The following is a 24,868-nucleotide window of genomic DNA, read 5'->3' as shown; positions in this document are numbered from 1 at the left end:
GCGGCGGAAAGGGCCGGAAGATGCGAGGTCGGGGCGGCTGCGCGGGAGGGCGGACGATCGGACTCCGGGAAGGCGAGCGGCCGGGCCCCGTCGGGGAACTCCGTTGCCGACGGGACCCGTTGAGGTGAGGAATGGTCCACATGGCAAGACGTGTGTCTCATTATGCGATCAGCCCGCCTACGGTGGAGGCACCCACCCACACCGAGGGAGCCGGTTCCATGACGCACGCCTCCACACCGTCCGCGGCCCACGAGACCGCCGTCTACACCCACGGCCACCACGAGTCGGTCCTGCGTTCGCACAGCTGGCGGACCGCCGCCAACTCCGCCGCCTACCTGCTGCCCGAGCTGCGGCCGGGGCTGGACGTCCTGGACGTGGGCTGCGGGCCCGGCACCATTACCGCCGACCTGGCCGCGCTGGTCGGGCCGGGCCGCGTGACCGGGGTCGACGCGGCCGAGGACGTCCTGGTGAAGGCCCGCGCCGTCGCGGACGGACGCGGCCTGGAGAACGTCCGGTTCGCCGTGGCCGACGTCCACGCCCTGGACTTCCCCGACGACTCCTTCGACGTCGTCCACGCCCACCAGGTGCTCCAGCACGTCGGGGACCCGGTGCGGGCGCTGCGCGAGATGCGGCGGGTGTGCCGGCCCGGCGGGATCGTCGCGGCCCGGGACAGCGACTACGGGGCCTTCGCCTGGTTCCCCGAACTGCCCGTCCTGGACGGGTGGCTGGACCTGTACCACCGGGTCGCGCGCGCCAACGGCGGCGAACCGGACGCGGGCCGGCGCCTGTTCTCCTGGGCCCGGCGGGCCGGCTTCACGGACATCACGACGACGGCCGGCGCCTGGTGCTTCGCCGCTCCCGAGGAGCGGGCCTGGTGGAGCGGCCTGTGGGCGGACCGCACGACCGCCTCCGGCTACGCCGGCCTGGCCGTCTCCGGCGGCCACGCGACCGCCGGGGAGCTGGCGGCGATCGCGGAGGCCTGGCGGGAGTGGGGCGGACGGGAGGACGCCTGGTTCATGGTCCCGCACGGGGAGGTCCTGTGCCGGGTGGCGTGATCACCCCTCAGGGATTCGGGCGCATCCGGAACTCGTAGGCGTCCGGCAGGGGTTCGTCGGTGATCCGCGCCCAGAGCTCGCCGAGCACCTCGGCGCCCTCGCTCAGGTCCGCCACCTCGAAGCCCTCGTCGAAGACGGCGCGGGCCGCGTCCGGCCGGCCCTCCGCGAGCAGGATCCGGACCTCCAGGAGCCGGAACGCGCCCCTCCCCCGCGCCTCTTCCGGAAGGCGCGCCCAGAGCTGCCGGGCCCGGTCGGTCCGGCCGGTGGCGAGCAGCGCCGCCACGGCCTCCCGGCCGAGGGCGGCGGCCACCACTCCCCCGTCTCCGGAGGCGTCGGAGGCGTCGGAGGCCGGGTGGTCGGTGGAGGCCGGGTGGTCGGTGGAGGCCGGGTGGTCGGTGGAGCCCGCGTGGTCGGCGAAGGCCTCCGCGAACCGTTCGGCGGCCCGCTCCGCGTGCCCGTCCTCCTGGTCGGCCACGGCCAGGCAGTACAGCAGCGGCCAGGACTCCTCGGCCCCGCGCAGTCCCCGCTCCCAGCTCCGTACCGCCTGGGCGCGGTCCCCGGCGTGCCACTGGGCGACGCCGAGGTGGTACTCGGTGGAGGGGTCGGCCGGGGCGGTCTCCAGCATGTCCCGCCAGGGGGCGGAGACGAGCGGCGCGCCGGGCCCCGCGCCCTTCGCCGGGGGCGGCAGGACGCCGGTGCGCAGGAGTTCGCGCCACGGCTCCTGCTCCGGGCCGAGCGTCGACTCCGGGAAGGGCGTGCCGGGCAGCTCGTACCCTCCGCGCAGCACTTCGAGGGCGCCCCAGCCCGAACCCGCCGCGAGGACCGTCTCCGGCTCGGCGTCGGCGGCGCGCTCCCGCCAGGCGGTGTACGCGGCGTCGACGGCGGTCCGGGGCAGGGCGCCGTCCAGGGCGCGTTCGGCGTCCGCGCGGGCCGCCGTCCAGTCGTCGCCGTGCACGGCGGCGGGGTCGGCGGCGAGCGGCCCGTACGCCTCCAGCCAGCTGGACTCCGACTCGCCCGCCAGCTCCAGGTGCTCCAGCCGGGTGCGGGCGAGCCCGGCCTGTATCTCGGCGTAGCCGGGGGCGCCGGGCCCGGTCAGCCACTCCTGCCAGCGGCGGCCGCCGCGCCCGGTGCCCCAGACGAAGAGCTTCCGGCCGCGCAGGGCGTCGGTGGAGGTCTGGACGAGGCCGGTGCCGTCCGCGTCGAGGGCGGCGATCCAGCGCCGCCGCCCGTCCGGGAGGTCGTGGAACCAGTCGGCGGCGTGGACGCTGTTCAGCGGGTACGTGCGGTCGGTGCCGTCACCGTCGACGGGCACGGGCACGCGGTCCGGGCCGCGTTCGTGGCCGTGGTGCCAGGCCGCGTCGGCGGGCACGAGGACCCGCCGGTCCTCGGGGACGGCCGTGTTGGACCACCAGGAGACGGGCGCGGGGCGCTCGTGGGGGTTGCGGATGCGGACGCCGGCGTACAGGAAGTCGGAGTCCTCGGGGAGCCACAGGTCGATCTGGAACGGCAGGTCGCGCAGCCGTTCCCACTCCCACAGGCGGAGCATCGGGCCGCCGTCGGGGGCGCGGACGGTCGCGGCGTGGAGGGGCGAGCAGGAGAGGGCGCCGTGCCCGGTGGCCCCGGTGTTCCACTCGACGCCGCCGGCGAACCAGGCACCGTTGAGCGCGAAGGCGGCGGGCTGGAGGACGGGGTTGCGGTGGACGAGCTCGCGGCCGGTGGGCTTGTGGTGGAGGGAGTGGATCCGGCCGCCGAGGCCGGGCAGGACGGTCACCCGGAGGCGGTCGTTCTCGATCACGATCGCGTCGAGGTCCGCGGGGGCGCGGTCGCGGCCGTAGCCGTCGCGCACGGGGACGGGCAGGAGGCTGCGCAGCGGGGCGCGGCCGATGCCCCGGGCCAGGTCGCGCGGGAGCCCGGCGAGGGTGCGTTCGTCGACGGCGTGCGCCCCGGCGCGGGCGGGGGCGCGCAGGGCGGGAAGCGGGTTGTCCGGCCCCAGCGGGGCCGCGGGCAGCGTCAGTACGGCACGTCGCACGGTCGTCATCGCCCCATCGAACACGCCGGGATCCGTCCTGACCAGGGGTTCTCGGCGTCGGGCTTCGACGGCGTGCTTCGGCTTCGGGCTTCGGCTTCAGGCTTCGGGCTTCGGGCTTCGACGGAGGGGCCGGGCGGAGGGCCGCCGGTGGGGCAGCCGGATATTCCGGGCGGCGCGGGCGCCCGCCGTCGTACGGTGACGGGTCGGCGCGCCGCCGTGGCGGGCCGGGGAGCAGGGGCACCCGTGGCACAGGGAGTACGAGGAATGGGCACGCGGCACACCTACCGGGTCATCGTCCGGGGCACGTTCGACGGCCTGTCGGAGGAGAGCCGGTCCCGGCTGCTCGCCGAGGCGGACGACCACGGGATGGCGGCGATGCGGTTCACGGAGGAGGGCTCGCTGACCTACGACCGGACGCTGAGGCACTTCTCGTACCGCGTGGTCGTCGTCTCCGACGCCGAGGACGGCGAGGAGATGGCGGGCGCGCTCGCGGAGGACCGGGTGGAGACGGTGCTCGGGGAGCTGGGCCACGGGTACAAGGGGCTGCGCTCGACCGTGACGGACCTCGACACGATGAAGATCAACTACAAGCGCTGAGTCCGTCGTGCGTTCACGCCCCGGGTTCCGGGGCCGTGATCGCCCAGCGTTCGTGGTCGCGCCAGGCGCCGTCGATGAACAGCATCGCGGGCGAGAACCCCTCCAGGCGGAAGCCCGCACGGCGGACGAGGGCGCGGGAGGCCGCGTTGCCGGGCTGGATGTTCGCCTCCAGGCGGTGCAGTCCGAGGGACCCGAAGGCGTGGTCCAGGACCAGGCCGAGGGCCTCGGTGAGCAGACCGCGTCCGGCGGCGTGCGCGAAGGCGCCGTAGCCGAGGGCGCCGCTGCGGAAGGCGCCGCGGACGATGTTGTTGATGTTGACGAACCCGGCGATCCGGCCGCCCTCCTCGTGCTCGCACACCAGGAGACCGACGCGCGCCGGCTCGCCGAGGAGCACCCCGGTATAGGCGGCGTACGCCTCGGGCGTGCACGGCGGGAACAGCCAGGGCCGGTGCAGCTCCCGGCTCTCGCGGGCACGCGCGGTGAACTCCTCGGCGTCGGCCGCCGAGAAGGGCCGCAGGCCCACGCGGGGGCCGAGGGCGAGGTAGGGGGCGTCGGGGGACGGACCGGGGTCGCCGGAGGGCGGGCCCGGGACGGAGGGGTACGGGCCTGGGGCATCGGGCATGCGGCCAGGTTATGCGGACGGCCCGTACGACACCGGTCGGCGGCGGGCCGTGCGGGACCACGGGGGCGTACGAGTCACGGTGCCGTACGGGCCGCAGGGTCGTACGAGCCACGGTGTCGTACGGGCCGCGAGGCCGGTCGGTGACGAAGCCCGGTCGCCGGTGGCGCCGGTCAGCGGCGGGCCGTGCGGACGCGGGGCGGGCAGGTCTCGCCCCTGCGGACGACTCCGATCATGACCGTGGTCCGCCGGTCGAGGTCCGCGCCCGCCTCCGGGTACTGGGTGCAGACCTGCCAGCGCGACGGCCAGAGCACCCGCCGGTCCCGGCCGCTCACGTCGTGGACGTCGAGCCGGGTCCTGCGGTCGAGACGGGTGAAGACCCGCCACAGGCCCAGGCCCAGGAAGTCCGGCACCGTCCGTTCTCCCGGCTCGCCCCCGGCCCCGGAGGTCTCCTCCGCCGAGGTCGCGGCGACGGCCGCGAGCGCGAGGAGGGCGACCGCCCCGACGGCGGCGGCCCGCCTCACTTCCGCCTCCCGCCGGGCCGGGACGCGCCCGCGTCCGCCGTCCGTTCCCTGTCCTGGGGACTCATCGTTCCGGGCCTCTCCTCGTCGTACCGCCCCTGCCGTCCGTACCGGCCGCCGCCGTGGGACCAGAATGAGGGGGACGGGGCCCCACCGTGGCGGTGGGGAGAGCCGTACGGGTGACTTGTCAGACAACGAGACCCGGCTACCGTGGTGCCGGGGACGGGACCGACAGCGAGAAGAGGAGAGGCCGTGGCGGTCAGCGGACAGCGGCGGCGACCGGTCGTGGCGCTCTACGAGCGGATCGCGGACGCCGTCCACGACGGCACCTACCCGCCGGGCTCCACGCTCCCCTCCGAGCCGAAGCTCGCCGCCGAGCTGGGCGTGAGCCGGCCCGCCCTGCGCGAGGCGCTGCTGCTGCTCCAGGAGGACGGGGTCCTCACCGTGCGGCGCGGGGTCGGCCGGACCGTGAACGACCGGCCGCCCCGGCGCGGGTTCGAGCAGGTCCAGCCGCTGGAGGAGCTGATCGGCGGGGGCGCGCCGCTCCGCGTGCGGGCGCTCCTGCGGACGGTCGAGGAGCCGACCGACTTCACCGCCCAGCATCTGCTCGCCCCGGCCCGCGCCGAGCTGCGGTTCTGGGAGTCCGTGCTGGTCGGAGAGGGTACGGCGGCGGCCCTGAGCCACGAGTGGGCGGCGTCCGACGACCTGCTCGACCGGGTGCACCCCGAGTTCGCGCGGGCCCTGCGGGAGACGGACGCCGACGGCCACCCGGCGGTCTCCATGCTCTCGGTCCTGGTCGCCGCCTCGCGCGAGACGGCCCTCGGCGCGCACAGCGGCATCACGGCGACGCTGCTCGGACGGCGGCGCGGGGACCAGCTGGGCCGCCCGGCGGACACCCCCGCCGTCCTGGTCACCCAGGTCGTCCGGGTCGGCGAGGTCCCGGTCCTGGCCGCCAAGCACATGCTGCCGACGGGCGCCCCCGCGCTGCCGGTGCTGCATTCCCACTGAGCGGTCCGAACTCCCGTCCCGCCCCCTGTCGGGGGCGTCACAGCGCGCCCCCTCCCCGTGGCGTACACTTCCCCGCCATGCACTTGTCTGACAACCTCACCGCGCCCGCCGCCGCCCCCGTCTCCGACTGGATCCGACGGGCCCCCAAGGCCGTCCTCCACGACCACCTCGACGGCGGGCTGCGCCCCGCGACCATCGTCGAGCTGGCGCGCGAGTGCGGCTACACCGCGCTGCCGACCGAGGATCCGGCCGAGCTCGCGGTCTGGTTCCGGGACGCCGCCGACTCCGGTTCGCTGGAGCGCTACCTGGAGACCTTCGCCCACACCTGCGCGGTGATGCAGACCCGCGAGGCGCTCACGCGCATCGCGGCCGAGTGCGCCGAGGACCTGGCGGCGGACGGCGTCGTCTACGCCGAGGTCCGCTACGCCCCCGAGCAGCACCTGGAGGGCGGCCTGACCCTCGACGAGGTCGTCGAGGCGGTCAACGACGGCTTCCGCGAGGGCGAGCGCCGCTCCGGCGGCCGCATCACCGTCCGCACCCTGCTCACCGGGATGCGCCACACGGACCGCTCCCTGGAGATCGCGCGGCTCACGGTCGCGCACCGGGACAACGGAGTGGCGGGCTTCGACATCGCGGGCGGCGAGATCGGCAACCCGCCGGCCCGCCACCTGGCCGCCTTCCAGCACCTGAAGCGGGAGAACTGCCACTTCACCATCCACGCGGGCGAGGCCGTCGGCGCGGAGTCGATCCACGAGGCCGTGCAGGTCTGCGGCACCGAGCGGATCGGACACGGCGTGCGGATCACGGACGACATAGCCGAGGACGGCACGCTGGGCCGGCTCGCCTCGTACGTCCGGGACAACCGGATCGCCCTGGAGGTCTGTCCGACCTCCAACCTGCAGACGGGCGCGGCGAAGGACTACGCCACGCACCCGATCGACGAGCTGCGCCGCCTGGGCTTCCGGATCACGCTCAACACGGACAACCGGCTGGTCTCCGGCACCACCATGAGCGAGGAGTTCCAGCACATGGCGGACGCCTTCGGCTACGGCCCGGAGGTCTTCGAGGAGTTCACGGTCGCCGCCCTGGAGGCCGCTTTCCTGCCGCTGCCCGAGCGCCGGCGCCTGATCGACGAGGTCGTGCGCCCGGGGTACGCGGCGCTCTGAGGCCCGTGCGGAGCGGCGGGCCGGCGCACCACGGCGCCGGCCCGCCCCCGGGATCACTTCTTGAAGTTGTGGTCCAGCAGCTTCTTGACGTCGGCCGTCCGGTTCGCCTCGGACGACGAGGCCAGCACCGTGCCGATGAGCGTCCTGCCGTTGCGGGTGGCCGCGAAGACGAGACAGTACTTGGCCTGCGGGCCCGATCCGGTCTTCACGCCGATCGTGCCGCTGTACTCGCTCAGGAGCCTGTTCGTGTTGGTCCACGACATGTACCGGTAGCCACCGGTCTTGGTGGTCACCTTCTGCGACGTGGACTTCGTCGCGACGACGGTGCGGAACGTGGCGTCCTTCATCGCGCTGCTCGCGAGCTTCGTCAGATCGCGCGGAGTCGAGTAGTTCTGCCCGTTGCTTATGCCGTCGAACGAGTCGAAGTGGGTGTTCTTCATGCCGAGGTTCTTGGCCTCGGTGTTCATCTTGCCGATGAACGACTTGACCCGGGCCGCCCGCGTGGTGCCGGTGCCGAACTTGTCGGCGAGCGCGTAGGCGGCGTCGCAGCCCGACGGCAGCATGAGGCCGTAGAGGAGCTGGCGGACGGTCACCTTGTCGCCGACGATGAGCCGGGCCGACGAGGCGTTCTTCGCGACGATGTAGTCGCTGTAGGCCTTGTCGATCGTGACCTTGGCGTCGAGGTTGAGGCCCTTCTGCGCGAGCACCACCTTCGCGGTCATGATCTTCGTGGTGGAGCCGGTGGACCGGCGGGTGTCGGCGGTCTTCCCGTACATCGTCGTGCCCGTGGCGTTGTTCATGATGAAGCCGCCCAGGGCGGTGACCGTCGGGTCGACGGGCGCGGCGTACGCCTGGCCGGTGAAGAGGCCACCGGCCAGGACGGCCGAGGCCGTGAGTGTGACGGTCACGGCACTGCGTACCCCGAGTGTGGGAGTCTTCAAAGTCTTCCGCCCTTGAATCGATGCCTTCCGGGCCCGCACGGACCCGGCGCACGGAAGACGAACGAAGGGGCTCCGGGGATGTACGGCGGGGGCCGTGAAGTTCCTCGCATTCCGGGCCGCCCTGCTCAGGGGCGGGGGCGGCCCGGAACCCGCTCGGGGGCGGGCGCGGGGACCGTCTCGGTGTCAGGCGCGGCAGCGGAGCATCGTCAGCGGCGGGTTGGCGTCGTGGTCGGCCCAGAACTCCTCGCCGTACTCGCGTACGCCGGCCTCCGAGATCTCCAGGGGCACCCAGGCGATCCCGTCGAACCCGGCCGCCCGCAGGCTCTTCTCCAAGACCTCGCGGCCGGGCGGGTTCGCCTCGAACGAGATCGGCGGGTCGAGGAGCGCGGTGAGCCGCTCGCGCGGCCCGATCTCGGTCTCCTCGCCGAGCGATTCGCACAGGAAGCCGTACTTGGCCAGGGACGGCCCGCCGAAACGGAAGTCCGGGTTCTGCGTGAAGACGAAGAACTCGGCCCCTGCCGCGAGGCTGCGGTGGATGTTCCGGCACATCCGCTCGATGGTGGCGACGCTGTCGGCGTAGTTGAACAGCTGGACCGCGATCGCGAGGTCGAAGGGCTCGTCGAAGGCGCGCAGCTCCGCGACGTCACCGACCTCGTACCGCGCGCCCAGCGGTTCGGCGTCCTCCAGGGCCCGGGCCGCGTCGACCATCGCGCCGGAGATGTCGACGCCGAGGACGTCGGACGCGCCGCGCCGCTTGAGCTCCCTGCTGTAGAAGCCGGTTCCGGAGGCCAGATCGAGGACCGACCTGCCCTTCACGTCGCCGACGAGGGCGAGGAAACCGGGCACCTCCCCGTAGCGTGCGAGGGGGAGGCCCTTGAACCCCTCGAACGCCTCGCCGATCCCGTCGTAGAGCTGACCGCTCATCGTGCTGTTCCCCTCTTCGTGGCGTCGGCCTTCGGACAGGCCGCGGCCCCTGGCGGGAAGTCTCTCCCCGGCCGTCCGGAGGGCCGTACTGGCGGAACCCACGAAGATGGCGGGGTCGTTTCGTCGTCGCGCCGAACACCCGCGCCTGGAAGGCGACTTGGTGGAAGCCCTCAGCGCAGGGCCGGTACGTCGAGGGTGAGCGTCCCCGCGTCCGCGTCGAGCACCGCCGGTATGCCGAGCGGTACGGTGAGCGCGGTCGGGCCGTGTCCGAAGCCCAGCTCCTCCACGACCGGCACCCCCAGGCCGCCGAGCCGGTCGGCGAGCACCGCCCGCACCTCCTCGTACGGCCCGCACTCCGCCCAGGAGCCGAGCACCACGCCCGCGACCCCGTCGAGCCAGCCGGAGCGCAGGAGTTGGGTGAGGATCCGGTCGAGGCGGTACAGCTCCTCCCCCACGTCCTCCAGGACCAGCAGCCCACCGCGCGCCGAGGGCCGGGCGTGCGGGGTGCCGAGGTCGGCGGCGAGGAGGCTGACGCAGCCGCCGAGGGTCACGCCCCGGGCGCGGCCCGGCACGAGGGCCCGCGCGGTCTCCGATCCCAGGGTCCGTACCGACTCGGGCTCGAACAGGGTGGCCCGCAGGGACTCCTGCGTACGAGGGTCCGAGAGGAAGGTGCCCGCGGCGGTCATCGGCCCGTGCAGGGTGGCGAAGCCCGCGCGGACGGCGAAGGCCTCGTGCAGGGCGGTGACGTCGCTGTAGCCGACGAAGGCCTTGGGTCCGGCCGCCCGGACCGCCGCCCAGTCGACGAGGTCCACCATGCGCTGGGCGCCGTACCCGCCGCGCGCGCAGATCACGGCGGAGACCGAGGGGTCGCACCAGGCCTCGGTCAGGTCCCGGGCCCGGGCCCGGTCCGCCCCCGCGAGGTACCCGAGGGCCGGATGGACGTCCAGGACGTGCGGGGCGACCACCGGCTCCAGGTCCCAGCCGCGCAGCACGTCGAGCCCCGCCCGCAGCCGCTCCTCGGAGACGGGCCCGCTGGGGGCGACGACGGCGACCCGCGCCCCGGGCCGGAGCCGGGCGGGCCGCTCCAGTGCGCGGACAGCGAGCGGCTCCCGCGCCCCGGGGCCGGTCACGTGCGGTACTCCAGGTCCGGGACGTCCGTGCGGTCGATTCTGAACACCTCGACGTACAGGGAGAGTTCGGCCTACAGGGAGCGGACCAGGGCCTCGGTGCCGCGGAAGCCGTGCCCCTCCCCCTCGAAGGCGAGGTAGGCGTGCGGGACGCCCCGGCCGGCCGCGCGGGCGAGCAGGCGCTCGGCCTGCTCGGGCGGACAGATGACGTCGTCGAGCCCCTGGAGCAGCAGGAACGGGGCCGTGATCCGGTCGACGTGCTCGACGGGCGAGCGCTCCTTGTACCGGCCGGGCACCCGGTCGAAGGGGCCGATGAGCCCGTCGAGGTACCGGGACTCGAAGTCGTGGGTCCCGCCGGTGGCCCAGCCCCGGGGGTCGAGGACGGGGTAGACGATCGTGCCGCAGGCGTACACGTCCGTGGCGGCGAGGGAGGCGGCGGCCGTCCAGCCGCCCGCGCTGCCGCCGCGCACGGCGAGCCGCGCCGGGTCGGCCGTGCCCTCGGCGGCGAGCGCCGTCGCGACGGCCGCGCAGTCCTCGACGTCGACGACGCCCCACTGCTCGCGCAGCCGCTCCCGGTACTCCCGGCCGTAGCCGGTCGAGCCGCCGTAGTTCACCTCGGCGACGCCGATGCCCCGCGAGGTGAAGTAGGCGATCTCCAGGTCGAGGACGAGCGGGGCGTGCCCGGTGGGCCCGCCGTGCGCCCGGATCACATAGGGCGGCAGCTCTCCGTCGGGGCCGGTGAAGCCGGGGTGGCGGGGCGGGTACACCTGGGCGTGGACCTCCCGGCCGCCGGGCCCGGTGAAGGTGCGGAGGCGGGGCTCGGGGTAGTACGCGGGGTCGACGGCGTCGGTGTGCGCGGCGCCGACCGCGCGGGCGCGGCCGGTGCGGGTGTCGAGCTCGACCAGTTCGTAGGAGCCGTATGGTCCGGCGGCGACGCCGACCACCCGGGTGCCGTGGACGGCGAGGGCCGGGGTCCACTCGGTCCAGGGGCCGACGGCGTCGACGAGGTCGCCGCGCTCGGGGTCGAGGATCCCGAGGGATGTGGTGCCCGTGCCGTGGACGACGGCGACGAGCCCGTTCTCCAGGGGCGCGAACCAGCCGTGTCCGATCTTCCAGAGCGGGCCGCCGAACTCCTCGGGGCGGGGACGGAGGGCGACCGGTTCGGACAGGGTGCCGTCGTCGCCGACCGAGGCCCGGTAGAGGTTCCACCAGCCGGTGCGGTCGCTGACGAGGAGCAGTCGGCCCGCCGCGTCCCAGTCGGCCTGGGGGATGGACTCGGCCAGCCCGCCGGCGACGGTTCTGGCGTCCCGGAAGGTGCCGTCGGGGGCGACCTCGGCGAGCAGGACCTCGGTGCCGTCCCACGGCATCCGGGGGTGGTCCCAGCCGATCCAGACCGCCCGGCTCCCGTCCGGGGAGAGCCGGGGGCCGGTCACGAACCGGTGGCGCTCGCCGGTGAGTTCGCGCACGGCGGTGCGGTCCCCGGCGGCCGAGCCGTCGAGCGGCACGGCGGCGGGCACCCGGCGCACGTCAGTCGGCGCGGGCCCGGTGAACTCCTCCAGGACGCACCACACCTCGCCCCGGTCCGGGTGGACCACCGGGTCGACCCAGCGCAGTCCGCCGCCGACGGCGGAGACGGGGGTGAGCGGCCGGGGCTCCGCGCCGGGCCCGGCGTCGGGCTCGTACGCGTACAGCCGCTGGTCGGGGAAGTGGCAGAACACCACGAGCGGTCCGCCCTCGGGGCGGTCGGCCGCCGCCCAGGGCCGTCCGCCGTACTCGACGACCCGGCTGCGGACGTTCCACGGGGCGGGCAGCGCGGTCTCCTCCGTGCCGTCGGCCCGCCGCCGCACCAGGGCCCGGCGGCCGCCCTCGGCGGGCCGTGGCGCGGTCCACCACAGCTCGTCGCCGACGGCGCCGGGGTACTCGGGCCGTCCGTCGTGCGCGGCGGCGAGCGCCGCGTCGACGGGCGAGGGCCAGCTTCCGTAGGCGGCCGTCTCCATGGTCTCCGCTCCCCCTGCTGTCACAGGTCCGTTCCCCCTCGTGTCCCGGGTTTCCTCGTGCGTCCCGCGTGCCCTACGCGGACTTCAGATAGTGGTCGAGCACCCGGACGCCGAAGTGGAGGGCGTCCACGGGGACGCGCTCGTCGACCCCGTGGAAGAGCGCCGCGTAGTCGAGGTCCGGGGGCAGCTTCAGCGGCGAGAAGCCGTAGCCGGTGATGCCGAGCCGGGAGAACTGCTTGGCGTCGGTGCCGCCGGACATGGTGAACGGCAGGACGTGCCCGTCCGGGTCGAAGCGCTCGACGGCGGCCCGCAGCTTGGCGAAGGTCGGGGAGTCCACGGGGGCCTCCAGGGGCACCTCGCGGTGGTGGAACTCCCACCGCACGTCCGGCCCGGTCAGCCGGTCCATCGTCTCGGTGAACTCCTCCTCGCCGCCCGGCAGCATCCGCCCGTCCACGTACGCGACGGCGGTGCCCGGGATGACGTTGACCTTGTAACCGGCTTCCAGCATGGTCGGGTTGGCGCTGTTGCGGACGGTCGGTGCGACGAGGGCGGCGGCGGGGCCGAGCTTGTCGAGCAGGAGGTCCGTGTCGAAGTCGGGGGCGTGGGTATCGACCTCGATCCCGTACAGCGCGGCCAGTTCGGTGAGGGCGGCGCGGACGGTGGCGGTGAGCCGGACGGGCCAGGTGTGGGCGCCGATCCGGGCGACGGCGGCGGCGAGGCGGGTGACGGCGTTGGCCGTGTTCACCTTGGAGCCGTGGCCGGCGCGGCCGTGGGCGGTGAGCTTGAGCCAGGCGGTGCCGCGCTCCCCCGCCGCGATCGGGTAGAGGGTGGTGCCGGGCTCCGGGTGGAAGCTGAACGCCCCGGACTCGCTGATGCCCTCCGTACAGCCCTCGAAGAGCGCCGGGTGCCGTTCGGCGAGGAAGCCGGAACCGTCGGTGGCACTGTCCTCCTCGTCGGCGGTATAGGCGAGGACGACGTCCCGGCGCGGCCGGACGCCCTGGCGGGCCCAGGAGCGGACGACGGCCAGGACCATCGCGTCCATGTTCTTCATGTCGACGGCGCCGCGCCCCCACACGAGTCCGTCGCGGACCTCGCCGGAGAAGGGGTGGACGGCCCACTCGGCGGGGTCGGCGGGCACCACGTCCAGATGTCCGTGGACGAGGAGCGCGGGGGCCGCGGGGTCGGTGCCGGGGATGCGCGCCACGACGTTGGTGCGGCCGGTGGTCCGCTCCAGGAGGGTGGGCTCGATCCCGGCGGCGGCGAGCCGCTCGGCGACGTACTCGGCGGCGGGGCGCTCGCGGCAGTCGCCGCCGCCCCGGTTGGTGGTGTCGATGCGGATGAGCTCGGAGGTGAAGGTGACCACCTCGTCGAGCGCCGTCGCGTCCGGTTCCCGGACCTCCTCAGCCATACTGCTCCTCCACCGCGGCGGAGACGATGGTCGTGACCGCCTTGAACGTACGGATTGCCTCGTACATGGTCCCGCTCGTGTACGCGACGCGCCGCTCCCCGCTGCGCGCCACGCCGGGAACCACCGTGGCGGCGGCGCCCAGGTGCTCGGCGTCGAACTCGACCTCCACGGTGAAGGGGCCGCCCCGGACCGGTTCGTACCGCACGGCGAGCGCGGCGCCGGCCTTCGCGGCGGCCCGGATGTCGGCGGCGGTCCTGGCGGGGGTCCGGCAGACCGCCGCGTACCGCGAGACGTGGTCCTTGACGGCGACCTTGGGGGCCTCGGGGGCGTAGCCGAGGGCGTCCTCGCAGGTCAGGTCGTCGCCGGTGACGAGGACGACGGGGACGCCGTACTCCGCGACCACGTGGGCGTTGAGCAGGCCCTCGCTCGCCCGCTCGCCGTTGAGCCAGACGCCGGTGATGGAGTTGGCGAGGTAGGTGTGGGCGAGGACGCCCTCGGCGCCCGCGCCCGTGTGGTAGCCGACGAAGGCGATGCCGTCGACGTCGCCGTGCTGCACGCCCTCGACCATGGAGAGGGACTTGTGCCGGCCGGTGAGCATCTCGGCCCGCTCGTCCAGTCTCTCCAGGAGCAGGTTCCGCATGGTCCAGTGCGCCTCGTTGATCAGCACCTCGTCGGCGCCGCCGTCGAAGAAGCCCAGCACCGCCGCGTTCACGTCGGACGTGAACACGGAGCGGCACCGCTCCCACTGGGGCGTGCCGGGCAGCACGTCTGCGGGCCAGGTCACACCGGTCGCGCCCTCCATGTCGGCGCTGATGAGGATCTTCATATCCGGCACCGTACGCGCCGCCCGGCAGCCGTACCACCCCTGTGGAAAACCACCGTTGGCGTGGACCAATGGCACGGACCGGGCGGTGGCGGGGACGGCCCGGCGGGTTCCGGTCGCCCCCTGCGCACCGGACCGCTGAAACGGGTGAAACTTCGCCAAGGGGTGTGTATAGGCTGTCGGCCGCAGTTCCCGTACCCGACCCTCGGAGAGCCCCGGTGACCATCGCCTTCACCCCGTCCGACACCACGCCCGCCGAGGCCGGGCCCGCCGTTCCCGGGCCCGTCGTTCCCGAGTCCGCCGTCACCGAGTCCATTGTCCCCGGGCCCGCCGAGGAGGCCACCGGCCCCGTCATGGCGGAGGAGCCCGAGTTCTGGGAGCCCTCGGCGCCGGAGCCCCACGGACCGCAGGAGGTTGAGGACCGGGAGGATCAGCAGGACGCGGATCAGACCTCGGCCCAGGAGGTGGACGGGGACGCGGATCAGGACGCCGGGGAGCCCGACCCCGTCGTCGTCCGCGACGCCCGCGACTTCGGCGTCTACGCCCGCACAGGCGGCTGGGCCTTCGCACTCAAGGTGGCGCGGAGCGTCCGGCCCGGCGGCCAGCCGGCCGAGGGCACGGCCGCGGCGAAGGTCTCCGCGAAGGCGTTCGCGGAACTCGCGGGGTGCTCGCCGGAGCGGGTCATGCGCTACTACAAGGCCTGGGACATGGCCGCCGACGACGGCCTGGTCCCCCAGTTCGAGGTCCTGGTCCCCGGCGAGGACGTCGAGCTGCCCGACGCGGACGTCTGGATCTCGTACTACTCCTCCCGCAACGGCGCGACCTCCGTGCGCGGGCAGGCGATCAGCGCGGCGGCCGAGGCGGAGGGCATCCGGCCGACGAAGGCGCTGGAGGTCGCGGAGAACCCGACGGCGCTGCGGGCGGCGATCCTCGCCGACCCCGGGACGGCGGAGGCGGCGCGCGGCGCGCTGCTCGACCGGATGAAGGAGGACCCGGCCCTCCAGACGGAGATGGCCCGCGCGATCGCCCGCACCGGCGACCTGAAGAAGGCGGTGGCGAGCGAGGCGAAGGCGGCGGACCGCATCGGGTACGTGCGCCAGATCGTGGAGAACGGCCAGATCAAGACCCCGGCGGGGCAGACCGTGGAGGCACCGCCCGAGCTGCGGGCGGAGGCCGAGCGGCACCTGTCGCTCCTCGACGAGCTGGACGACTCGGAGGAGGCCGGCGAGTGGGCCGGCGAGGCGTACGACGCGGTCAAGGGCCTGGTCGCCAAGGCCGTCGAGGAGGACCCGGCGCTGCGGGTCCAGGAGCGGCGGACGAAGTTCTACAGCAGCCTGCAGAAGGCGACGAAGGTCTTCGAGGAGCTGACCCTGGACGAGGTCCTGGAGGAGGAGGTCTTCGAGGACGACATGCTCCAGCGCCTCGAAGCCCTCCAGGAGGCGATCGGCTCCTGCATCAGCGCGCTGCGCAGGGCGTCGACGGCCGCCTGACCCGAATCGAGAACCTGATCGGCGGCTGGCGGGGCCTTCGGTACAAAGGTCCGGGCTTCGACCCGGAGCCCTCGAGGCTGTTCCTGCGGGAAGCACGGAACGGGGAGGCAGAACCAGTTGCGTCGAGGCAGCTCGCAGTGGACCAAGGGGTCCCAGCGGATCCGGCTCCCGTGAAGGGCTGACATACGACACCACGAAACAGAGGGCCGCCCCCGGCACGAAACCGGGGACGGCCTTCTGTCATGTCTTCTGGATGCCGTCAGTCCGACGCTCCCTGAGCCATCGGCTGATCAGCTCCAGTTGTTGGCCTCGGAGAATTCCTCCAGAGACGGAGTCACATCGACGGAAAACGCTTCTGAAAGGTTGCGCAACTCGGCCAGAGTCGATTGCTCCCCCAGACGTTCTCCTGTCGCACCTCGCTCTCTCAGCAGGATTGCGAGCGCGTGACTCTCGGCGTCCCTCTCAAGCTGACCGAGCGGCCCAGGAAGCGGCTTGGGCTCACCGCTTCGAACAATCACGGGCTTTTCTCCAGAGAGCTTGAAATCAACCATGGAGAAAAGTGTTCGCATCGTCTTGAATCCCGTTTCGATGCGATCGACGGACGGCCTCAAGGAGACCGCCAGAGCTTCTCCGACGAGACCGACGGCTTGCTCTGCGTAGAAGCCGGGAGATGCAGTGGGGTCCGCCTCTTCGAATTCGCCCTCGCCATACTCGACGAGGGAATCAAGGAGGGCCGAGCAATCATCTGCATCTCCGTAGCCGGCTGCCATACGCCAAGCGAGTTCCAGACCGGAATCAATCCATTCCTGCTGCTCTTCGGATCCCAATACTCGGCAGAAAGAAGCCGCCCGCTCCGCTGTTGCCGCAGCAAGGAGCTTCAACTCGACATCCGACGGGCTGGAAAGATTCTCAATCACGACGTCCCGCTAATCTTCGCTCGAAATCCAGAAATACCTGTAGGGGGAATACTTGATGGTTCCGTGACCTCCCATGAGGATCACACCTCTCGTGTCCACTAGAGGGAGACAGTGTTCGTTGCAGAAGTTGGTCGACGCCGCACCGAATATCGCGTGCTCATTTGCAGCCAGGTTGTTGAGGATGCTCTCCTCGGCGTGTCCCGCACTTTGAATGAACTCCTCTCCGTCACGGAGCGTCCATGCTGGCGGCTGCTCGGCCCCACCACTGATTCCAATGCGAATCGTAACCTTCTTGGTGTCGGAGTTGTAGACACCGATCACTGCGGTGACCCCCCTGTAGTTCGCACCAGGGAAGTCGTCTCGGGTGGCCTGCAGTTCGAGCGCTCGGTCATGCGCGAGACGGGCGTCGTCTTCGGTCGCGACTCCACAGTTGTGGACCAGGAGCGGTGTCGCTCCGGCCAGCACGTAGTACGTGTGGGTGTCCGAGACGGTCAGGTTGTGAACCGTCTCACTCGGGGCCGTCCACCGCTGGACCGCAGTGACCTGAATGAAAACACCGGTACTGGTCCTGAGCCACTCGCTCGGCTTCAGGTCCGTGGCGCTGATCCACTCACCCAGCTCGGGGACCCAGAAGGGGTGGCCGTCGGTCGCGGTGACCTCAGCCGTCTTCGTGCCCTTCGGACCGTCGGTGTCGATGGTGACCTTGACCAGGCGCTTGAGGCCCTTGCCCTTGATCTCCGCCGTGACCGTCTCGATCCGGGTCTCCCCGGTCTTCGGGTCGGTGGCGACGATCTTGTCACCCGTCCTGACGTCTTCGATGGACTTGGTGGAGCCGTTGGCCATCAACACCTTCGTGCCGGGCACGAAGCTGTTGTCGGCCGTCTTGCACGAACCGCCGCTGGCGCCACCGTTGCTGCGGGACGAGGCGCCCGACGAGCCACCGGGCTTCGACGTGCTGACCTTGGTGCCACCGCTCTTGGCGCCACCTCCGCCCTTGCCTCCGCCGGCGACGGACGAGGACTTCGGGGCCGCCTTGGCCTGGGCCTGCTTCTGGACCGGGTTACCGGTCTTCTTCTTGGCGGCCGCCGCGGCGTCGGCCTTGCGTTTCGCCGCCTCCGCCGCCTTCTTCTTGGCCCGTTGCGCGGCCTCCTTCTTCGCCTTCTCGATGGCGGCCTTCTTGGCTCTCAGAGCCGCCGCCTCGGCAGCCTTGGCGGCCTTGATCACGGCTTCGGCCGCCGCCTTGGCCTTCTTGAACGCCTGGATGGCGCCGATGGTGCGGTCGACCGCCCTCAGGACGGACGGGATCTTGCCCAGCTTGGTCCACGGGATCGCCCCGATGATCATGCTGCCGCAGGACCACATGTCACCGCCGAAGCAGGCCATGGCATCGGTGAGACCGATGAAGTCGCTCAGGACGCTCCACGCCGCGGCGAGGATCACCGAGGTCAGGGACTTGCCCATGGTGGCCTGCGCCTGCGCGACCTGCGCCGCGGACAGGCCCGCGCCCGCGAGAGCCGCCGCCTTCTCCGAGGCGGTCAGGGAGATCGCCAGACCCGTCGGGTCCGCATGGGTGACCGGGTTGTTGTGCGCGTAGACGTACCCGTTGGCCTGCAGCGGGTCGTTCAGGTCCATCTGCGGGTCGGCGGAGAGGAAACGTCCGACCACGGGGTCGTAGAGACGGGCACCAAGAAGGGTGTAGCCGGACGAGTCGTCCCTCGTCTTGCCCAGGAACCCCGTGTGCGTCTGCATGTTGACGCCGGAGGTGTCCGGTCCACGCTGATTGCCGAACGCGTCCTGCTTGCGGATCCGCACGTCCATCGTGCCGCCCAGCACGACCTCGGCGTAGGTGGAGCCCTGATGGTCCGTGGTCAGCGCGACCAGTTGGTCCCCGCCCGTGCCGTTGGCGTAGCGCATGACCGCGCCGGCAGGGGTGGTGTAGGTACGCTGCGAGTTGACCAGGACGCCGCCCTGCCGGACGGTGACCTCCGTGTCACCCAGGTTCAGGGTGGCCGTCTTGCCCTTGATGGTGAGCAGGCGTTCGCCGGTGGGGCCGTAGATGTGACGGGTGTCGTTCTGCGGCGCCCAGAGCTGCGCGGCGGCGGCTCCGTCGCACGTGGCCAGGACGATCGCCGTGGCGTCCGCCGAGTTGGCGCCCTGCACCGCGAGGCACAGGTTGGACGCGACGTGCGTCAGCTGGCCGGCCGCGTTGCGCTTCAGCTCCTGCGCCGTCGCCGCCGCGGCGGTGGAGGCGCACTTCTGGATCTGCAGCGCGGATCCGGCCGTGTTGGCGGCCGGCTGGAGGCACCAGTCGTCGTACACCGACAGCGCACCCCGGTTGGGGTCGGTCTGCGGGGTCGTCGCCGTGCCCGGGGTGGGCGTGAACTTCCAGCTCTGCGCCACGGTGGTGTTGCAGCTGTAGAGCTGGACCGGCTGCGCCGCGACCGCGAGACCGCTCTTGAGGTCGAGGCACTTGTCGGCCAGGCCCACGTAGGGGGTCTTGCCGCCACTGCCCGCGCCGGTGATCCGGTCGATCTTGCCGTCGGGGGTCCAGCTCAGCGTCTGCTTGTCACCGTTGTCGAGCGAGGTGACGGACTTCGTCTCGCCCGTCAGCTCGTATAGCCGCTCGGCCTCGGCCTTGACCTGCGCACCCGCGGGGGTGGTGTAGGTCTTCGAGACCTTGGTGAGCGTGTGCGGCTGGCTCTTGGCCGCGCCCACGCCGTACTGGTACGTAGTGGTCGCGTCCTTGGCGGTGACGCCGTTCAGGTCCTTCTCGACCAGCTTGGTGCGGTTGCCGAGGAGGTCGTACTCGTACTCCTGCCAGTAGCCGGAGGCGTCCTTGCCCGCGGCGACGTCGAGCGTGCCGTCCGTCTTCTTCGGAGCGGCGCACTTCTCCTGGTCCTTCGAGGTCCAGGCGGTCTTCAGCTGACCCAGCGGGTCGTACGTGAAGCACTGCCGCTCCTCGATCCCGGTGGCGCGCTCACGGATGCCCGTGACGTTGCCGGCCGGGTCGTAGGAGTACTCACGCTTCGAGACCAGGTTGCCCTCGACCGGACCGGTCCCGGCCTGCTCCCGGTAGACCATCTGGTTCTGCAGCTCGCCGGTGGACTCGTCGTACGAGTTCTGCGCCCAGACCCGGTACGGCACCGCGCCCATGGTCGAGCGCATGACCTGGCCGTAGGGCGAGTAGACCGTCTCCGAGCCGTACCAGTCCTTGCCGGAGACCGAAAGCGGCTTGCCCTCCTTGTTGTAGCGGACGACCAGCTTCTCCGCGTCGAACTTGCCGGCCTTGGGAAGGTTCGCCTCCTCCAGCACGCCGTTGTCGGAGAACTTGTAGTCGTACCGGTAGTCCGCGGGGACGCCCCACGTGGTGGCCAGCGACGGGGGCAGCGACAGCGTCGTCGAAGTCGGCTGGTAGTCCGTCGTGTAGCCGTTGACCTTCTGGGTGTACGCAAGGCCGTCGGTGTACCGGGTGGCAGAGGCGGGCATGCCCTTGCCGCCGGCGACGGTGTCGTACGTGAGCGTGCTGAGGAGCGTGCCCGTGGGGCCGCCCAGGCGCTGCTCCTTGGGCCGGGACAGCTCGTCGTACGCGTTCCAGGTCGTGATACCACGCGCGTTGGTCGTCGTCAGCGGCCGGTCGCGGTGGTCGTACGTCACCCGCGTGGTGCCCGCGTCCGGGTCGGTCGCGGTCTCCAGCCGGCCCCGCCGGTCGAATGTCCACGACCACGGGTGGGTCGGGTCGGCCGAGGATGTCGCCTTCGTCAGCTGGCTCCGGTTGTCGTACGAGTAGCGCGTGGACGTGTAGCCGCCGGGTGCCGCCGGGTTGATGGTGTCCGTACGGACGGTGCGGCCGAGGGCGTCGGTGTAGACCCGGTAGGACGAGGCGCCCTGCGGGTGGATCACCTTCGACCAGTCGGCCCCGTACTCGTAGCGGGTCGCCTTCTCCGGCACCTCCTGGGAGACGGCCTCGGTGGTCCCGGGGGCCTTCACCTTGAGGACCGGCATCTCCTCGAGCACGCGGCCGAGGCCGTCGTACTTGTACCGGGTGATGTTCGGGACCGTGGTGTCGGCGCGCGGGGTGAACAGCTCGCCGTTCGGGACGTCCTCGTTGAGGTAGGCGTTGTTGGTCTGGTAGATCTCACCGGCGCTGTTGTACAGCGTGTCGGTGATCAGACGGCCGCCGCCGTCCGCCTCCTCCTGCGACTGGCGCTCGCGGCCGAGACCGTCGTAGATCGTGACGGACTTCTCGATCCGGTTCTCGTAGCCCCGGCTGTAGGTCGTGATGTAGGGGGGCTTGCGGAACGTGCCGCCGTCCGGGTCGTTCGGGTCGGGCTCCTCCTTCGGGATCACGTACTCGGCCCTGAAGTCCGGCACGGCGCCGTCGGCCGGTGCGCGGCCGGGAGCCCAGGCCTCGGCGAGACGGCCCAGCGGGTCGAACTTCGCCTGGCTGACGTGGCCGTTGGTGTCGGTCGTCTTCAGTGCGACCCCGCGGCCCGGCTCCACCTCCTGTACCTGGGTGTGTCCCAGCGGGTTCGTCTGGGTGACCTTGAAGACCTGACCCGTCGGCGGGTCGAAGGTGGTCGTGTACTCCTTCTTGTCCACGTCGGTCTGCTTGGTGACCCGGCCGAGGGAGTCGAAGGCGACGGTGCCGCCGGTCTGCCAGCCGGTTCCGTCCTCATTGATGGACCACGTCTCGGTGGCCAGACCACGAGTGGTGTTGGCGAGCGCCGTGCCGTACGCCGTGTTGTCGTAGGAGGTCCGTCCCCCGGCGCTCAGCTTCTTGAGGTCGGACCAGTCCGCAGCGGCACACGACGTGGACGAGACAAGGACCTGCTTGGTCAGACCGATGATGTTCCGGTCCGTGTTGTGCAGGTACTCCAGCTTGGTGCAGGACTCGTCGCCGGTCTTCGTCGGGTCCGCGTCTCCGAACGACTCCACCTGCGTGGGCAGGCCGTGGACGCCGTCGAAGGTCGTCCTGGTGCGGACGCTCCGCAGGGTGCGGGTGTCGTCACCCGTGCCCGACGACTTCGTGTACGCGATCTCCTCGGGCTCGGTGACGCGCCACGCCTTCAGCGGGTCGAGGCCGTCGCCGCGGGGGCGGCTGGCGAGCTCGGTGGCCTCGGGGATCGTGAGGCTGCGGGTGAGCCAGTCGTTGTCGGCGTCGGTCGCGTCGGAGTAGCTGAACTCCTCGGCGATCCGGCCGGCGAACGCCTCGCGGTCGTAGACCGTCGCGCCGTCGTGGGCGAGGGTGGTGCCCGTGAGGGTCTTCATCGGGACGGTGTCGCCCATGCCCCGGTAGAAGCGGGTGACCGCCTTGGTCTTCGGACCCTCGGTTCCCGGCGTGTCCTCGCCCGGGGTGGAACCTTCGCCGTTGTCGGCCGCGACCTTCCGCTCGCCGGTGACGACGGTGGTCTGCTCGAAGCCCGCGAACTGCGAGTACGTGCGCGTGGACTTCTTGCTGAACTCCGCCTCGGCGAGCTTCCAGCCGGCGTTCTTGTAGTCGTACGACGTGCGCGTGGAGTACGAGCCGTCGACGTTCGGCAGCTCCTCGATCGACTGGACCACGTACTTGTGGAACCAGTCGATGTCCTCGACCTCGGCGTCCGGGTGCCAGTACGTCGGGTAGCACAGGCGCGTGTTGGCCTTGAGGGCCGCCTTGTCCGTCTTGGGAGGCAGGCCCTGCCCGCTGGCGCAGCCGTCGGCCGCGTCGCCCCAGGTCGGCATCTTGTAGGTGACGACGGTCTCGCCGCCGTACTCGTTGATGACGCGGCCGATGCGCAGCCGGGCGAAGCCGGGGCGCGGGTCGGTCGGGTGCCCCTTCTCCTCCCCGGCCGTCTTCCGCTGGAGGACGCGGTTGGGCATCTCCTCCTCGTTGGACTCGAACCGGATCGGGTTGAGCTTGACCGAGGCGTCCGTCGAGCCGTTCCGGGCGTAGCCGGTGCGCTGGATGGACTCCAGCCACAGCGCCGTGTTCGGGCCGGTCTTGAGGACGGGGAAGTTCTGCTTGAGCTGGTACTCGTCGACGACCTGGGGCGCGGTGGTGTCGGCGCGGCGCTGGGCCCAGGTGGTGATCTTGTCGAGGCGCTTGGTGGACCAGAAGGTCGGGCCGGCGTTCCAGCACTTCTTCTTGTCCGTCGAGGTGACCGCCTGGCACCGCAGGTCGGCGGGGGTGTCGTACCAGATGCGGTACTTGCCCGGGTCGCTCGACTTGAAGTTGTCGTCGCTGCAGGTCAGGCCGCCCTCGGCGAAGCAGCGCTCGGCGACGGCGAAGTCGACGCGGGCCGGGGCCGGGGCGCTGAAGAGGCTGTCCTTGCGCTGGCCGTAGCGGATCTGCGTGAGGTGGCCGCCGCGGTGGTACTCGACCGGGCCCTTGAAGTAGAAGTTCTTCGCGTAGTAGTTCTTCTCGCGCGCCCACCACAGCGACATGGCGTTGCCGTGGACGTCCTCGACGTAGTCGAGGTTCCACTGCCAGGCCTGGTTGCAGGCGGAGGACTTCCAGTCGGCGGTCGTCGAGCCCTTGTAGCAGGGCTCGTCCGGGTGGTTGCCGTAGACCGGGACCGCGAGCACGGAGTCGGTGTACGGGTCGTCGGCGGCGGCGCCGTTGTCCGACCAGCCCGGGAGCTTGTTCAGGCCGAAGTGGTACTTCGTGCCGTCCTTGGTGGTGACGACCCAGTACTCGCCGTCGGCGTCCTTCATGCCCGAGCGGGGGTCCTTGGAGGTGTCCTTGAACCGCTCGATCTTCGAGCCGTCACCGTTGGCGGTGAACCACTTCCGCTGGCCCTCGTCCCACACCAGCTCGGTGGTCGAGCCGCCCAGCGACAGGGTGGCGTTCTCCGAGCCCCAGCACAGGTCCGCGGTCTTGTGGGTCGAGTTGTTCGACCCGGCCTTCTTGGAGTCCTGGCGGCAGTTGACGTACGTCCGGCTGATGGAGCCCGGGTTGTAGTCCCAGCCGTCGCCGATCCAGGAGGCCTGGTTGTTCGACGCGGAGGTGCGGCCGTCGACCGTCTGCGACGAGTAGCCCAGGCTGACCTTCGGCGTCAGACCGCCGGCGGCCTCGGGGACCTGCACCTGGTAGCCGTAGGTGAAGGCGCCGTTCGAGGAGCCCGCGGCCCAGGAGCCGGCGGACAGCAGCGGGGAGGCGGTGAAGTCGCCGCTCGCCGAGGCGCCGGTGTCCATCGCGCCGATGACCTGGCGGCCGGAGGCGTCGGCGACCTGGAGGGCGGCCTGCCGGGCCGAGGCGCCGGAGACCTGCGGGCGGGCGGTGTCGTCCGCGAGCAGGTTCGCGACCGGCACCGATCCGGAGAGGATCGTGCGGGTGGGCGCGTTCTTCTTGAGCTTGGCCTTGGTGGGGGCCTCGGCGGCCGGCACCTCCTCGACCGTGGAGCGCAGCCGCTGGACGTCGTCGGCGACGTCGCGCGTGCCGGACATGGTCTCCGTGCCGCTGTCCGGGGCGCAGTCACCGGCGTCCGGGGAGTCGATGACGCACTCCGGCAGGAGGACCAGGCCGAAGCGCTCGGCGGCCTGGGGGCCGTACCGGTCGGCGAAGCCGCTGGTGTCGACCTCGAGGGTGACCTGCGCGGCCGGATCGGCATCCGCTGGCGGGACGACCTCCAGGATCATGCCGGGGACGCCGGAATCCTCCGACGTGGTGGTCGACTTGACCGCGACGCGCCAGTCGCCGTCGATCTTCGTCGGGTCCTGGCCGGCCGGCACGCCGATCGCGACCGGCAGGCCGGCCTGCGTGGTCTCGTTCACGACCGGGACCGTGGTGCCGGGCTGGGTCTGCGCCGTCAGCGGCGCCTTGCCGGCGTCCTCCGCCCACGGGTCGACGGCCGTCGGCACGTAGGGCACGATCTTCTGCTCGTCCGCGAGGCTCAGCGCCTTGTCGGCGCCGGCGTCGTCGGCAAGCGGGGTGCTCTCCGGGATGTCCGGCAGCTCGACCTCGGAGGTCGTCTGTTCGCGGCTCATACCGTCGCCGGGGACGGCCAGGGCCTGCGAGCCCAGACTCGTCACCGTCAACACCGATGACAAAAGGAGGACGGTCGCCGTGCGGCTTCGCCGACGGCGCCGTCGTTGTGACTCTGTCATGGCGAGGCGATTCCGCCCCACCCATGACAGTGGTTCTGAAGCACGCATCACGCGTCGACTCCCACCCAACGAACAAGACAACGGAGGAGGTGCGGAAACACCAAAGAGCACGCGCCCCGATCAGGCGCGTGCGTGCGCACTCTGTGTCATGTGTGATCCGT

15 protein-coding genes and 1 pseudogene are annotated in these 24,868 nt (G+C 72.0%); 5 read left to right on the top strand and 11 right to left on the bottom strand.

Translation table 11 applies throughout. The features are described from left to right. The first annotated feature begins 218 nt into the window (after positions 1-218). The gene (locus AB0398_RS11435; protein ID WP_366373944.1) at positions 219-1,055 is read left to right on the top strand and encodes a methyltransferase domain-containing protein; all 837 of its coding nucleotides are present in this window, start codon (positions 219-221) and stop codon (positions 1,053-1,055) included. Positions 1,056-1,062: 7 nt separating this feature from the next. On the opposite strand, the gene AB0398_RS11430 is transcribed toward AB0398_RS11435, so the two are convergent. Beyond that, on the bottom strand, positions 1,063-3,093 hold the full coding sequence (locus AB0398_RS11430) for a DUF5107 domain-containing protein (protein ID WP_366373942.1): 2,031 nt from the start codon (positions 3,091-3,093) through the stop codon (positions 1,063-1,065). A 255-nt stretch (positions 3,094-3,348) separates the two neighbouring features. On the opposite strand from AB0398_RS11430, the gene AB0398_RS11425 reads away from it, so the two are divergent. Continuing rightward, on the top strand, positions 3,349-3,681 hold the full coding sequence (locus tag AB0398_RS11425) for a DUF6204 family protein (protein ID WP_366373941.1): 333 nt from the start codon (positions 3,349-3,351) through the stop codon (positions 3,679-3,681). Between the two features lie 13 nt (positions 3,682-3,694). On the opposite strand, the gene AB0398_RS11420 is transcribed toward AB0398_RS11425, so the two are convergent. Further along, on the bottom strand, positions 3,695-4,303 hold the full coding sequence (locus AB0398_RS11420; protein WP_366373939.1) for a GNAT family protein: 609 nt from the start codon (positions 4,301-4,303) through the stop codon (positions 3,695-3,697). 170 nt (positions 4,304-4,473) lie between these two features. Continuing rightward, positions 4,474-4,824: a hypothetical protein gene (locus AB0398_RS11415; protein WP_366373937.1), complete on the bottom strand. Its 351-nt coding sequence runs from the start codon at positions 4,822-4,824 to the stop codon at positions 4,474-4,476. A gap of 249 nt (positions 4,825-5,073) precedes the next feature. Between AB0398_RS11415 and AB0398_RS11410 the strand changes: the two genes are divergently transcribed. Continuing rightward, the gene (locus AB0398_RS11410; RefSeq protein WP_366373935.1) at positions 5,074-5,829 is read left to right on the top strand and encodes a GntR family transcriptional regulator; all 756 of its coding nucleotides are present in this window, start codon (positions 5,074-5,076) and stop codon (positions 5,827-5,829) included. Between the two features lie 77 nt (positions 5,830-5,906). Then, positions 5,907-6,995: an adenosine deaminase gene (locus AB0398_RS11405; RefSeq protein ID WP_366373933.1), complete on the top strand. Its 1,089-nt coding sequence runs from the start codon at positions 5,907-5,909 to the stop codon at positions 6,993-6,995. Between the two features lie 53 nt (positions 6,996-7,048). Here the strand turns inward: AB0398_RS11405 and AB0398_RS11400 are convergent, their stop codons facing one another. The 6 genes and pseudogenes from AB0398_RS11400 to AB0398_RS11375 form a co-directional block, all read right to left on the bottom strand. Beyond that, on the bottom strand, positions 7,049-7,903 hold the full coding sequence (locus tag AB0398_RS11400; RefSeq protein WP_366373931.1) for a D-alanyl-D-alanine carboxypeptidase: 855 nt from the start codon (positions 7,901-7,903) through the stop codon (positions 7,049-7,051). A 216-nt stretch (positions 7,904-8,119) separates the two neighbouring features. Next, positions 8,120-8,860: a class I SAM-dependent methyltransferase gene (locus AB0398_RS11395; protein WP_366373930.1), complete on the bottom strand. Its 741-nt coding sequence runs from the start codon at positions 8,858-8,860 to the stop codon at positions 8,120-8,122. A gap of 170 nt (positions 8,861-9,030) precedes the next feature. Continuing rightward, positions 9,031-9,990 (bottom strand): LD-carboxypeptidase, encoded by a 960-nt coding sequence (locus AB0398_RS11390; RefSeq protein WP_366373928.1) that lies wholly within the window; start codon positions 9,988-9,990, stop codon positions 9,031-9,033. Beyond that, positions 9,987-11,984 (bottom strand): annotated as a pseudogene (locus AB0398_RS11385) (prolyl oligopeptidase family serine peptidase). The gene AB0398_RS11390 and the pseudogene AB0398_RS11385 overlap by 4 nt, the downstream one beginning before the upstream one ends. Before the next feature lie 73 nt (positions 11,985-12,057). Beyond that, positions 12,058-13,392 carry a M20/M25/M40 family metallo-hydrolase gene (locus tag AB0398_RS11380; protein WP_366373926.1) on the bottom strand — a complete coding sequence of 445 codons (1,335 nt, stop codon included), beginning with the start codon at positions 13,390-13,392 and terminating at the stop codon, positions 12,058-12,060. Next, positions 13,385-14,218, bottom strand: coding sequence for a M55 family metallopeptidase (locus AB0398_RS11375; protein WP_366373924.1), 834 nt, complete (start codon positions 14,216-14,218; stop codon positions 13,385-13,387). Before AB0398_RS11375 ends, AB0398_RS11380 begins: the two co-directional genes overlap by 8 nt. Positions 14,219-14,433: 215 nt before the next feature. Here AB0398_RS11375 and AB0398_RS11370 point away from each other — a divergent pair, with 215 nt between their 5' ends. Then, positions 14,434-15,705: a hypothetical protein gene (locus tag AB0398_RS11370; protein WP_366373922.1), complete on the top strand. Its 1,272-nt coding sequence runs from the start codon at positions 14,434-14,436 to the stop codon at positions 15,703-15,705. Positions 15,706-15,995: 290 nt separating this feature from the next. Here the strand turns inward: AB0398_RS11370 and AB0398_RS11365 are convergent, their stop codons facing one another. After that, entirely contained in the window at positions 15,996-16,622 is a 627-nt protein-coding gene (locus tag AB0398_RS11365; protein WP_366373921.1) for a hypothetical protein, read from the bottom strand. Positions 16,623-16,631: 9 nt separating this feature from the next. Continuing rightward, on the bottom strand, positions 16,632-24,632 hold the full coding sequence (locus AB0398_RS11360) for an RHS repeat-associated core domain-containing protein (RefSeq protein WP_366373919.1): 8,001 nt from the start codon (positions 24,630-24,632) through the stop codon (positions 16,632-16,634). Between the last annotated feature and the right edge of the window lie 236 nt (positions 24,633-24,868).

Origin of the sequence: Streptomyces sp. NPDC086147 (assembly GCF_040702165.1) — a bacterium.
GTDB lineage: Bacteria > Actinomycetota > Actinomycetes > Streptomycetales > Streptomycetaceae > Streptomyces.
This window is presented reverse-complemented; position numbering and strand designations above follow the sequence as displayed.

Coding starts and splice junctions, on each gene's coding strand:
- AB0398_RS11395 (WP_366373930.1), bottom strand. CDS start 8,860: ATGAGCGGTCAGCTCTACGACGGGATCGGCGAGGCGTTCGAGGGGTTC.
- AB0398_RS11405 (WP_366373933.1), top strand. CDS start 5,907: ATGCACTTGTCTGACAACCTCACCGCGCCCGCCGCCGCCCCCGTCTCC.
- AB0398_RS11375 (WP_366373924.1), bottom strand. CDS start 14,218: ATGAAGATCCTCATCAGCGCCGACATGGAGGGCGCGACCGGTGTGACC.
- AB0398_RS11430 (WP_366373942.1), bottom strand. CDS start 3,093: ATGACGACCGTGCGACGTGCCGTACTGACGCTGCCCGCGGCCCCGCTG.
- AB0398_RS11435 (WP_366373944.1), top strand. CDS start 219: ATGACGCACGCCTCCACACCGTCCGCGGCCCACGAGACCGCCGTCTAC.
- AB0398_RS11380 (WP_366373926.1), bottom strand. CDS start 13,392: ATGGCTGAGGAGGTCCGGGAACCGGACGCGACGGCGCTCGACGAGGTG.
- AB0398_RS11420 (WP_366373939.1), bottom strand. CDS start 4,303: ATGCCCGATGCCCCAGGCCCGTACCCCTCCGTCCCGGGCCCGCCCTCC.
- AB0398_RS11425 (WP_366373941.1), top strand. CDS start 3,349: ATGGGCACGCGGCACACCTACCGGGTCATCGTCCGGGGCACGTTCGAC.